Origin of the sequence: Ilyobacter sp. (assembly GCF_041583315.1) — a bacterium.
Taxonomy (GTDB): Bacteria; Fusobacteriota; Fusobacteriia; order Fusobacteriales; family Fusobacteriaceae; genus Ilyobacter.
Genome location: NZ_JBFHGC010000021.1, coordinates 1 through 11774, shown reverse-complemented (window position 1 = coordinate 11774; position 11774 = coordinate 1). Strand labels below are relative to the sequence as shown.

12 protein-coding genes, 1 pseudogene and 1 riboswitch are annotated in these 11774 nt (G+C 37.7%); all 13 genes and pseudogenes read left to right on the top strand.

Annotated features, from left to right (window positions below):
* Nucleotides 1-217, top strand: a pseudogene (locus tag ABZA26_RS01710) (protein translocase subunit SecF); the annotation flags it as partial.
* A 102-nt stretch (nt 218-319) separates the two neighbouring features.
* Nucleotides 320-1453 carry an alanine racemase gene (alr, locus tag ABZA26_RS01705; protein ID WP_372712791.1) on the top strand — a complete coding sequence of 378 codons (1134 nt, stop codon included), beginning with the start codon at nt 320-322 and terminating at the stop codon, nt 1451-1453.
* A 4-nt stretch (nt 1454-1457) separates the two neighbouring features.
* Nucleotides 1458-2639 (top strand): class I SAM-dependent rRNA methyltransferase, encoded by a 1182-nt coding sequence (locus tag ABZA26_RS01700; protein ID WP_372712790.1) that lies wholly within the window; start codon nt 1458-1460, stop codon nt 2637-2639.
* A 15-nt stretch (nt 2640-2654) separates the two neighbouring features.
* On the top strand, nt 2655-3194 hold the full coding sequence (locus ABZA26_RS01695) for a CvpA family protein (RefSeq protein ID WP_372712789.1): 540 nt from the start codon (nt 2655-2657) through the stop codon (nt 3192-3194).
* A 4-nt stretch (nt 3195-3198) separates the two neighbouring features.
* Nucleotides 3199-4272 (top strand): LptF/LptG family permease, encoded by a 1074-nt coding sequence (locus ABZA26_RS01690; protein ID WP_372712788.1) that lies wholly within the window; start codon nt 3199-3201, stop codon nt 4270-4272.
* Entirely contained in the window at nt 4273-5349 is a 1077-nt protein-coding gene (locus ABZA26_RS01685) for an LptF/LptG family permease (RefSeq protein ID WP_372712786.1), read from the top strand.
* Nucleotides 5350-5370: 21 nt separating this feature from the next.
* The gene (locus ABZA26_RS01680) at nt 5371-6594 is read left to right on the top strand and encodes a M16 family metallopeptidase (protein ID WP_372712785.1); all 1224 of its coding nucleotides are present in this window, start codon (nt 5371-5373) and stop codon (nt 6592-6594) included.
* 12 nt (nt 6595-6606) lie between these two features.
* A complete protein-coding gene (dut, locus tag ABZA26_RS01675; protein WP_372712784.1) occupies nt 6607-7050 on the top strand; it encodes a dUTP diphosphatase in 444 nt (147 codons plus the stop codon).
* 14 nt (nt 7051-7064) lie between these two features.
* Nucleotides 7065-8171: a rod shape-determining protein RodA gene (gene rodA, locus ABZA26_RS01670; protein WP_372712783.1), complete on the top strand. Its 1107-nt coding sequence runs from the start codon at nt 7065-7067 to the stop codon at nt 8169-8171.
* 9 nt (nt 8172-8180) lie between these two features.
* Nucleotides 8181-9050 (top strand): RluA family pseudouridine synthase, encoded by an 870-nt coding sequence (locus tag ABZA26_RS01665; RefSeq protein WP_372712782.1) that lies wholly within the window; start codon nt 8181-8183, stop codon nt 9048-9050.
* Between the two features lie 42 nt (nt 9051-9092).
* Nucleotides 9093-9194: riboswitch (purine riboswitch) on the top strand.
* 84 nt (nt 9195-9278) lie between these two features.
* Nucleotides 9279-10595 (top strand): NCS2 family permease, encoded by a 1317-nt coding sequence (locus ABZA26_RS01660; protein WP_372712781.1) that lies wholly within the window; start codon nt 9279-9281, stop codon nt 10593-10595.
* Nucleotides 10596-10756: 161 nt separating this feature from the next.
* Nucleotides 10757-11284 (top strand): thermonuclease family protein, encoded by a 528-nt coding sequence (locus tag ABZA26_RS01655; RefSeq protein WP_372712780.1) that lies wholly within the window; start codon nt 10757-10759, stop codon nt 11282-11284.
* A gap of 16 nt (nt 11285-11300) precedes the next feature.
* Nucleotides 11301-11687, top strand: coding sequence for a YkvA family protein (locus tag ABZA26_RS01650; RefSeq protein ID WP_372712779.1), 387 nt, complete (start codon nt 11301-11303; stop codon nt 11685-11687).
* The last annotated feature ends 87 nt before the right edge of the window (nt 11688-11774 follow it).

Sequence of the window (11774 nt, the reverse complement as noted above, 5' to 3'; positions counted from 1 at the left end):
TATACGCCAGGTTATGACGAGATCTATAAATACATCTCTCACAACCTTTCTTGCAGTAATAGCAATCCTGATTTTCGGAGGGGACAGTCTGAGGACTTTCATAACAACTCTGCTTATAGGGGTAGTAGCAGGAACTTACTCATCGATTTTTGTAGCCAGCCCGTTGGTATATTTATTGGAAAAGAATAAAAATAAAGAAGCTATCTTAGAAAAATAAAAATTAAGCCTTCCCGGTCAAACCGGGAAGGCTTAATATAAAAATATTTCTTAAAAATAATAAGGAGTATTTTTGTATTAACAGGAAGAGGAGTGAGGTTTTTTGAGAGCTTGGGCAGATATAAATCTGGATAATTTAATATATAATTTAAACAGAATAAAAGAATTTGCAGGATCAAAAAAGATTATGGGAGTAATAAAAGCAGACGGTTATGGTATGGGTGCACTAGAGTGTGCCAGGGTGTTGTCTGAAAACGGAATTGAGAACTTCGGTGTGGCTTGTTATGAAGAAGGTTACGAGCTCTACAAAGCAGGCATAAAAGGGGAAATTTTACTTTTGGGTGCTACTCCATTTGAGAATGTATCAGATGCTGTAGACTGTGGCTTTCAAATCACAATAAGTTCATTTGAACAGATAGAATTTCTAAAGAGGAATAATCTCCATCCAGAAGTGCATATAAAAGTGGACACTGGAATGGGAAGACTGGGATTTTCCCATGAAGAAGCCATAGAAGCTATAAAAAAGATAAAAGATGAAGGTATAGCTGATGTGGTGGGAGTTTATTCTCATCTCTCTGTGGCAGATATGCCTGAAAAAGATGAGTTTACACTGGCTCAAATCGAAAAATTCAAGGTTTTTGAAAAAATGGAGTCCATAAGGTACAGACATATATTAAACAGCTCGGGACTACTGAGGTTTGGAGACGCTACAAACAACAATTTAGTCAGGGTGGGAATAATTCTTCACGGTATAGTTCCCTTTAAAAGTGATCTCCAGAAAAAATTTAAACCTGTATTTTCCTTTAAAACAAAAATAGTTTTTTTAAATAAAATTATTGAAAAAACATATATATCTTATGGGAATACAGAGACAGCAGAACCTGGAGACCTTATCGGTACTATATCAGTGGGATACGCTGACGGATTTATCAGAGAGTTTTCAAACGGAGGAACTGTAGAAATACACGGAGTGGCGTGCAGGGTAATAGGTAAAATATGCATGGATATGACCATGATAAAAATACCAGATGAACTGAAAGACAGGGTGCACGTAGGGACAGAAGTAACAATCATAGGGAAAAATATACTGAAAAAAGCAGAAGGTATAGGGACAATACCCTATGAGATAATGATAGGACTGGGAAGAAGAGTAAGCAGATTTTATATAAAAAACGGGAAAGTACTAAAATTAAAATCTCTGCAAGAGAGTGAAACGAAAGAGTTTCAGGAAGGATAGATTGATGATAAGAGTTATACTGAAAAACGGTAAAGAAAAAAAAATAAAGAATTTTTATCCAAATGTTTTTAAGGATGAGATACATAGCATGATGGGAGAGCCGAAAACCGGAGATATAGTAGATGTTTGCAAGGGGGATCTTACCTTTGTAGGAAGAGGCTATGTCACAGAGGGAACTTCTGCTTTTGTGAGGGTTCTTACAACGAAAGATGAACCTATAGATAAAAAGTTTATCCTGGATAAGATAAAAAAAGCCTATGAAAAGAGGAAACATCTAGAAGGGGAAACAAACTGCACAAGAATATTTTTCTCAGAGGGAGACGGGCTTCCAGGGCTTATTATAGACAAATTTGATAAGTATCTCTCCATACAGTTCAGAAACTCAGGGATTGAGAAATTCCGACAAGAGATAATAAATGCAGTAAAAAAAGTAGTAAAGCCAAAGGGGATTTATGAGAGAAGTGATGTGGAGAACAGAACTCACGAGGGAGTAGAGCAGAAAACCGGAGTGATTTTCGGAGATATACCTGACAGAACAATAATGGAAGATAACGGCCTAAAATATGTGATAGATATAGTAGACGGTCAGAAAACAGGGTTTTTTCTGGATCAAAGAGATTCAAGGAAATTTATAAGGCCTCATCTCAATGGAAATACTAGATTTCTTGATGTTTTCTCAAGCAGCGGAGGTTTCTCTGTAGCTGCATTGAAAGAGGGATGTAAAAAAGTCGTGGCCATAGATAAAAATGCCCATGCCTTGGAACTGTGTCATGAAAACTATAAACTAAACGGATTTGAAGGGAATTTTGAAACTGTAGAAGGAGACGCCTTCATGCTGCTGAAAGTGATGGCATCAAGGGGAGACAAATACGACGTCATAACCCTGGATCCTCCTTCTCTTATAAAGAAGAAAATCGATATAAGGAGAGGAAGAGACTTCTTTTACGACCTCTGTGACGAGAGCTTTAAGATGCTGGAGAACAACGGAATACTGGGAATAATAACATGTGCATATCATCTATCACTTCAGGACCTTATAGAGGTAACTAGAATGGCAGCTTCAAACAACGGGAAAAGACTCCAGGTAATGGGGATAAATTATCAGCCAGAGGATCATCCTTGGATTTTGCATGTTCCGGAAACTTTATATTTAAAAGCCTTGTGGGTAAAGGTTCTAGAGGATTAACAGGGAGTGGTCAATATGTATCTTGATATTTTAATAGCAGTAATACTTTTAATTACAGTTTTAAAGGGATACTTGAATGGATTTTTTATAGAGGTACTTTCTTTTTTCGGAATGATAATAAATATTATTTTTTCTAAAAGTATAACCCCTATACTCATATTAAGATTTGCAATCAAGCCTGAGAGTCCCTTTTACTCGGGAGTCTACGCCATTGTATTTCTCGGAGTCTACACAGTAATGGGGATATTTATAATGTTTATAAAAAAAGCCCTGAAAAAGGCTTTCAAGGGTAAAATAAATACCGCTGCAGGAGCTATACTGGGATCATTTAAAGGACTGTTGATCTCATTTGTAATTCTGGTTTTCTACTCTCTTTTGAGTATGAATATGGATTTTGTGAAAAAATACGGAGAGGGGAGCTATAGTCAGAAGGCATTTATATACTCTCTTCCCACGCTGAGAGAGTATTTTCCCGATGAATACGGTGAAAAACTTCAAAATATTGCACATAAAGAAAAAATAGACAAGTATCTGAAAAATATATTAAAGGAGTAATCTAATGAAAATAATACATAGGTATATATTAAAGGAGATGAAGATGCCCATAATTTTTGGTATCAGTCTCTTTACCTTTATTTTTTTAATAGATATCATGGTACAGATGATGGAAAATATCATAGTAAAGGGTGTATCCCTCCTAGATGTTGTGAGGATTCTTTCTTTTTATCTTCCCCCTATACTTTCCCAGACTATACCAATGGGATTTTTCCTAGGTGTCATGATAACTTACTCTAAACTCACCAGTACCAGTGAAAGTACTGCTATGAACTCTATGGGAATGAGTCTGAACAGCATAATAAAGCCTACTTTTATGCTGGCTCTGGGTATAACGGCCTTTGTTTTTTTTCTGCAGGAATCTATAATACCTAATTCTTTTATAAAACTGCAGCAACTTACTCTGAAGATAGCCTACGAGAAGCCTGCATTTCAGCTGAAGGAAAATATGTATATAGATGAGGTGGATGACTACAGCATCTACATAGACAAAGTAGGTGGAGACGGGTCTGCTGAAAATATAATCATCTTTAAAAAGGAAAAAGACAATCCTTTTCCCACAGTTCTCACTGCAAAAAAAGCACTGTGGAAAGACGCGGCTATGATTTTGGAAGATGCAGAGTTTTATAATCTAGACCCCACAGGAAAAGAAAAACTGAGAGGGGAGTTTTCAAAACAGAGGATACCTATAAACTCATTTTTCCAAAATGTAAAGATGAAAGTAAGTGAGATAGAGACCATGTCGGTGAGACAGCTCCTGAAGGAGATAAAGATCAAAGAGGAAAAAGAGAAACTGCCTTATATTGTGGAAATGAACAAGAAGCTTGCTATCCCTCTTTCGGCAATTATGCTAGGAGTCCTGGGGGTATTGTTTTCCATAGGGCATCACAGAAGCGGAAAGGGTGTCAGCTACGGGATAAGTCTAGGGGTAATCTTCCTCTACATAGCCTCTCTCAATGTGGGAGTGGTAATGGCCAACAGGGATAAAATATCACCTTTTATAGGGGTGTGGACTCCGAACTTTGTACTTTTGGGACTTACAATGTGGATGTACTTTGTGAAAAAGAGGAGAGGATAGATGAAGAGAATAGACAGATATATTACACTAAACTTCATAAAGTCTATTATTCTGAGCCTTTTTGGATTTATAAATATCTTTATACTGAGTCAGCTTTTTAAGGTGATAAGGTATGTCACAGAGGGAAGATTTAGCGGACTGGATGCCGTATATTATATACTGAGCCTCCTTCCTGATATAATAATAAAGGTAATGCCTCTGGCAGTATTGCTAGGGGGGCTAATGACCATAAACAAAATGGCCAGCAGCCTTGAGATAATAGCTCTGAAAACTTCTGGAATAAGTTTCAAGAGAATAATAGCCTTTCCTATCTTAGTAGCTTTTCTTATATCTCTGGGTGTCTACTATATGAATGACAGGGTGTATCCAGCATCTATAAAGAGGTCTAGAGAGATAAAAAGAGGCGGCTACGAAGACATGAAGCTCCCTGAAAGCAGAAAAAAAGCTTTTCTCAGGGGAAAAGACAACTACGTATACTATGCTGAAAGCATAAACAGGATAACTTCTACAGTTGTAAACATAGAGATACTGGAACTGGATTCAAAATTTGAAAAACTGACAAAGATTATAACAGCTGAAAAAGGTGTTTATGACAGAGAAAATAAAATATGGAAATTTGAAAATGTAACAGTAAACAATCTGGAAAATGAGAGCAGCTACACCCTGCCGGTATTGCAGGATGTAAGATATGATGAGGAGCCTGAGAGATTCCTGGCTCCTAATATAGACCCTAAACTTCTCACTATAAAAGAACTGAGAAGTACTCTAGGGGCGATAAAGCAGACAGGTGGAAATTCCAGAGAGATACTCATGGAGCTTGGAAACCGAACCTCTTTTTCTTTTGCCAGTTTTGTAATATCATTTCTGGGACTGTCTCTGGGAAGCAGATATGTGAGAGGGGCCTCTGCAGTGAGTGTGGCAATGAGTGTGGGCCTTGGCTATGGATACTATATAGTGCAGGCATCGATGGAAGCAGTGAGTATGGGAGGTGTGCTTCATCCCTTTATAGGGGCTTGGATACCTAATGTTTTATTTCTGGGACTCGGTATTTATACCATGTATAGAGCCGAATATTGATAGAATGGGAGTGGACAACTTATGAAAATAGAGATACTAAAATTGAAAAACGGAATTCCCGTATTAATTGAGAATATAGAAAATCTTAATTCAGTAGCCTTGGGGATATTTGTGAAAACAGGAGCTAAAAATGAACTTCCAGGTGAAGAAGGGGTATCTCATTTACTAGAGCACATGATGTTTAAAGGAACAACTAACAGAACCTCTAAAGAGATATCGGAAACAATAGATAATGAAGGCGGGATAGTAAATGCCTATACAAGCAAAGAGATGACTGTATATTATGTACAGATGCTTTCTCATAAGCTGAAAGTCGGAACTGATATTCTGACAGATATATTTTTAAACTCAACTTTCACCGAAGAAAATCTGGAAAAAGAAAAAAATGTCGTGATAGAAGAGATAAAAATGTATGAGGATATTCCCGAGGAAAAAGTTCATGATGAAAATGTGAGATTTGCAGTAAACGGAAGTCAGTCAAACATAGTACTGGGAAGTATGGAAAGTGTAAAGAATATCACCAGGGAAAAACTTGTTTCGTATTTTGAGGAAAGATATGTGCCGTCTAAGATTGTAATATCAGTAGCAGGACGTGTGGATAAAGATGAGATAATGAATCTTCTGAATGAAGGAATAGGAACTCTTGAAAGAGATGAATTTGAGAGAGAGTATGACGGTGATATGTCTGTGAATCCAGGAGAAAATATCATAAAAAGAGATACGAATCAGATGCACCTGTGCTTTAACACAAAGGGAGTATCGACAACTGATAAGATCAGATATTCAGTTTCTATAATATCAAACATCCTCGGGGGAAATATGAGCTCGAGACTTTTTCAGAAGATAAGAGAAGAAAGAGGCCTTGCATACTCTGTATACAGCTACAATTCATCTTTTGAAGAGGGAGGACTCTTCACAGTATATGCAGGAACAACAAAGGAAAATTACAGAGAAGTGATCCAGATGATCAAGGACGAGTTTGAAGAGATAAAAAAAGACGGAATAACAGAGGAAGAGCTAAGAAAAGCTAAAAATCAGTTTTTAAGTATGCTGACATTTGGTCTTGAAACAAGCAAATCAAGGATGAACAGAATGGCCAGCTCTTATGTAGTATATAACAGAGTAAGGGACTTAGATGAGATAATCCAGGAGATAGAGGATATAAGTCTAGAGGATATAAAAACTGCGGCACTTGAAATTTTCGACGAAAAATATTACTCTTGGACAATATTGGGCGATATATAGGGGGGATAAATTTTGGAAAAAATAGAAGTTAAAATTCTAAAAGAAGAGGGAGTAACTCTTCCGAAATATATGACAGAGGGAGCCTCTGGAATGGATGTCTGTGCTTATATGGATGAGCCTGTGACACTGAAACCACTTGGGAGAGATCTAATACCTACCGGAATAAAAATGGAAATACCTTACGGATATGAGGTGCAGGTAAGGCCTAGGAGCGGACTGGCTATAAAGCACGGGATAACCCTATTGAATACCCCTGGGACTATAGATTCAGACTATAGGGGAGAGATAAAGGTTATAGTGGTAAACCTGAGCAGTGAAGACTATGAGATACAGCCAGGAGAAAGAATAGGCCAGCTGGTTCTTCAAAAAGTATACCAGATGAAATTCAGTGAAGTGAATAGCCTTGAAGAGACAAGCAGAAGCGGCGGCGGATTTGGTCACACAGGTAAAAAGTAGCGAAAGAGGGAGTCATGAAAAATAACAGGGATATAAGAGCCATCCTCAGAAAAATAAAAAAAATGAATAGGTCTCTTTTTATAAATATAATGCTGATAGTTGCTGTCAGTCTTTTTTCCGTACTCAGTGCCACCCATCAAAAAACTTATGGTTTTTTTTATAGGGAGCTTGTATGGATAGTTATAGGTCTTGGGGTTTACCTATTTTTTTCTTTTTTTAATTATAGAAATTATGCTAAGTATTCAAAGGTAATCTATCTTTTTAATGTAATTTTGCTGCTGAGTGTATTTATATTTGGAGAGACCCGTCTCGGAGCTCAGAGATGGATACCTCTAGGGCCTCTAAATATACAGCCTTCTGAATTTTCAAAACTTTTTATAGTGCTGACTCTTTCAGAGCTACTGGTAAATAAGTACAAGAATAACTTTCGTGGAATGAAACATATAGTCTTGACTGGAATTCATATAGTACCGATATTTCTCTTGATAGCAAAACAACCGGATCTGGGGACATCTCTGGTATTAATATTTTTATACTGTATTCTCATATTTATCCACGGAATTGACTGGAAGTCCATACTAATAATAGCCGGGGCAGGAGCAGCTTTTGTTCCTGTATCCTATTTCTTTCTTCTGAAGGAGTATCAGAAGCAGAGAATACTGACATTTTTAAATCCGGAAGCAGATATGTTAGGAAGCGGATGGAATGTAATCCAGTCAATGATTGCAGTGGGATCAGGGGGTCTATTTGGCAAGGGATTTTTCCAGGGGACTCAGAGTAAGCTGCGGTTTCTGCCTGAATCCCATACGGATTTTATAGGGGCAGTATTTCTGGAAGAGACAGGGCTCATAGGAGGACTTATACGTTTAGGACTTTATCTGGCACTTATAATACAGATATCCAGAGTGGGAAGTGCTACTAACGACAACTACGGAAAGCTGGTATGCTACGGAGTGGCAGCTATAATATTTTTCCACACTGTAGTAAATATGGGGATGATAATGGGTGTCATGCCTGTTACCGGACTGCCACTCCTCCTTATGAGCTACGGAGGAAGTTCGTTTTTATTTACATTTATGATGCTAGGTATCGTGCAGAGTGTAAAGATATACAAAGACTAAGGAGAGAATATGGAACATAATATAGAAAAAAACTTCCATGACACGAGACTGGATAAGTTTATAAGAAAGAAGTATGAAGGTATAAATCTTACAGAGATATTTAAGCTCATAAGAAAAGGCAGAATAAAAGTAAACGGGAAAAAAGTAAAGCAGAATTACAGGCTGCAGGAGGGAGATGTAGTAAAGGTCTTTTACATGGGTGGTGAGACAGCTGTAAAAGAATTTGTAAATCTCTCCCAGGAGGAGCGAGACTATATAAAAAAAGGTATAGTCTATGAAGATGAAAAGGTGCTCATTTTCAACAAACCTTCTAATATGGTTATGCACAAGGGAAGCGGCCACGATTACGGTTTGTCAGAGATGCTGAAATCCTACTATGAAAGTGAAGAGTTTACATTTATAAACAGAATAGATAAGGCTACTTCCGGACTAATAATAGGAGCCAAAACCCTTCCTGTAACCAGAGAGCTATCTGAAGAGATGAGGGACGGAGATATAAATAAGAGATACTACATTGTAGTAGAGGGAAGGGTAGACAGGGATGAATTTCAGATAAAAAGCTATCTGAAAAAGACAGACACCCATGTGATAGAGCTTGAGAAATATGAAGATGGGGCAAAAGAAAGTATAAGTTATTTCAAAGTCATCCAAAGAGGTAAAAACAGAACAATACTAGAGGGTATACTAGGAACAGGAAGAACCCACCAACTGAGAGTTCACCTGGCTAACCTGGGGCATCCCATAGTAGGCGATGCGAAATACGGGGAAAACAGCAGAGGAGAGATGTGTCTATTTTCCCATCTGACAGAAATTCCTTCACTCAAGCTAAAGATAGACCTTCCACTTCCTGAAACCTTTAAAAACAAATTGACAAAATAGAGGTTATTGTTTAAAATATTAACTGGTTTTAGGATTATTTTAGGTTTAGGAAAATAATTCACTCGTATAATTTTGGAGATATGGTCCAAGAGTTTCTACGGATTCACCTTAAATGAATCTGCTATGGGTGGAATTATACTTGGAGCAGGTTTATTCAGGTACAAATTCTATCATGAATTTGTATCTTTTTTTATTATAAAGATTTAAATAAGGTTTTAGGAGGACAAAATGGAAAAGGTTTTAGGAAGAGATGAGGGAGTGTTGGAGAAGCTCTTTAAACTCAATGAAAGAGGGAGTAATGTAAAACAGGAGATTATAGGGGGAGTGACGACATTTCTCACTATGTCTTATATTATTTTTGTGCATCCCTCTATACTCAGCTCCACAGGTATGGACAAGGGAGCACTTATCACAGTGACCTGCCTTTCGGCAGCCATAGGGACGCTCATATCTGCTCTGTGGGCAAATGCACCCTTTGCCCTTGCACCTGGTATGGGGCTCAATGCATTTTTTACTTACACACTGGTTTTAGGAGAGGGGATTACCTGGGAGGACGCTTTGGGAGTAGTGTTTATGTCTGGAGTATTCTTCTTTCTCATGGCCATAGGAGGGATAAGAGAAAAAATAGCAAACTGCATCCCTGCATCCCTTAAAATTGCCGTTACTGCAGGAATAGGTCTGTTTATATCATTCATAGGACTTCAGAGCATGGGTCTTGTTGTAGCCAGTCCTGCCACACTGGTAACCATGGGAGAATTTTCTACTCCTGTAGTACTCGGAGTAATAGGTCTTATAATCGCAGCTATTTTGGAGATAAGACAGGTAAAGGGTGGAATACTGATAGGTATAGTAGCAGCAACAGTTTTAGGTATAATGTTTGGAGAGGTGATTCTTCCGAAAACGCTGGTATCTATGCCTCCTAGTATAGCCCCCATTGCTTTTAAGCTGAATATACTGGGAGCACTGAAAATATCTCTGATGGGACCTATATTTTCATTTATGTTTGTAGACCTTTTTGATTCTCTGGGGACTCTTATAGCATGTGCCAGAGAGATAGGACTTGAAAACAAAGAGGGGAAGATAGAAGGTCTGGGAAAAATGCTTCATTCTGATGTCATTTCTACGGTTATAGGGGCGCTTTTGGGGACCAGTACAGTGACCACTCTTTCTGAGTCAGCAGCAGGAATAGCCGCAGGAGCAAGGACAGGCCTGGCATCTGTGATAACTGCCTCATTGTTTCTTGTAGCTCTACTTTTCACACCTCTTGTAGGTGCAGTTCCTGCCTTTGCAACATCTCCCGCTCTAATAATAGTAGGGGTTTATATGTTTAAAAATATAAGGGAGATAGATTTTACGGATTTTAAAATTGCTATTCCTTCTTTTATAACTATTCTCATGATGCCGCTTACATACAGCATCAGCGTAGGTCTGAGCTTTGGATTTGTGGCATATGTGGTGGTTCATGCAGGGACAGGGGAGTTTGATAAGATCAATCCCACCCTTTGGTTTATAGGGGCACTATCATTTGTTAATTTGATCGTTTAGACAGTGAATAATCTTCATGGAATTCTTTGTAATCCCATGAAGATTATTTTTTGTTTACATTAGGAAAAATAACTCTCTCTGTCTCAGGATATATTATTAAATTATATTTTTTTATGCTAATATTATCTCAGAAAGATCAGAGGAGAAGAAGGAGCACACCAATGAAAAAGATAATTTATATTATAATGATAGTGATACTGACTTATTTTGGTAAATTTCAGACGGAAGAAAAGAATTCTAGCAAAGAGAAGGTAGAATATAATAAGAAGAATGAGATTCCAGAAGAAGTAAGAGGTAAAGTGGTATACATTCCTGACGGGGATACAATCCATATTGTTATGAACGGAGAAAAATTTAAAATAAGATTCTACGGAATAGACTGCCCAGAGAGCTCACAGCCCTATGGTTTGGAGGCTAAGGAGTTCTTGATGAAGAACATAGATAAAAACGATGTGAGAGTAGAAGTGGTGGAAAAAGACAGATACGGGAGGCTTGTGGGAAAAGTTTACTCAAAGGGAGTCAATCTCAACGAACTTATGGTAGAGGAAGGATATGCCTGGTGGTACGAAAAATACGCCAGGAAAGAAAAAAAATTAGAGATACTCCAAAACAGGGCTAAAAAAGATAAAAAGGGCTTGTGGGAGCAGGATAATCCTCAGGCACCATGGGAATACAGAAATAAAAAATAAATCTGGAGGATTTTAGATGAAAAATATAAATACCGAAGAGTATGAAAAACAGTACAGTGAGTCAAAATTTTTGGAAAAAATTGGGAATTTTGCAAAAAAGGCCGGGATAAATGTAATATATGCAGGGATTTTATTATTTGAAGTTATGAAAAAACCAGAGGTACCCTCTAAGGACAAGGCCATAATTATAGGGGCTCTGGGATATTTCATTGCACCTTTAGACCTTATACCTGATATGATTCCCGGAGGATTTGTAGACGATCTAGGTGCCCTGGCCTTTGCTCTCGGAAGAGTAAAGAATTATATAGATCATGAGATAAAACTTAAATCTAAGGAAAGATTGAGACAATGGTTTCCGAATTTTGATGAAAATGATCTCAGTGGAGTGGAGAAGTTTTTGTAAATTACTGAATTTATCCGAAAGGCTGTTACTTTTCCTTGATGAAAAGTAAACAAAAATCAAGGCCTGTGAAAAATAAGCTAAATGCCC

Bases quoted from the DNA above. Each gene is read 5' to 3' on its own strand.
- ABZA26_RS01655 (WP_372712780.1), top strand. From the start codon at position 10,757: ATGAAAAAGATAATTTATATTATAATGATAGTGATACTGACTTATTTT.
- ABZA26_RS01680 (WP_372712785.1), top strand. From the start codon at position 5,371: ATGAAAATAGAGATACTAAAATTGAAAAACGGAATTCCCGTATTAATT.
- ABZA26_RS01665 (WP_372712782.1), top strand. From the start codon at position 8,181: ATGGAACATAATATAGAAAAAAACTTCCATGACACGAGACTGGATAAG.
- ABZA26_RS01650 (WP_372712779.1), top strand. From the start codon at position 11,301: ATGAAAAATATAAATACCGAAGAGTATGAAAAACAGTACAGTGAGTCA.
- ABZA26_RS01660 (WP_372712781.1), top strand. From the start codon at position 9,279: ATGGAAAAGGTTTTAGGAAGAGATGAGGGAGTGTTGGAGAAGCTCTTT.
- rodA (WP_372712783.1), top strand. From the start codon at position 7,065: ATGAAAAATAACAGGGATATAAGAGCCATCCTCAGAAAAATAAAAAAA.
- ABZA26_RS01685 (WP_372712786.1), top strand. From the start codon at position 4,273: ATGAAGAGAATAGACAGATATATTACACTAAACTTCATAAAGTCTATT.
- ABZA26_RS01700 (WP_372712790.1), top strand. From the start codon at position 1,458: ATGATAAGAGTTATACTGAAAAACGGTAAAGAAAAAAAAATAAAGAAT.
- ABZA26_RS01695 (WP_372712789.1), top strand. From the start codon at position 2,655: ATGTATCTTGATATTTTAATAGCAGTAATACTTTTAATTACAGTTTTA.
- ABZA26_RS01690 (WP_372712788.1), top strand. From the start codon at position 3,199: ATGAAAATAATACATAGGTATATATTAAAGGAGATGAAGATGCCCATA.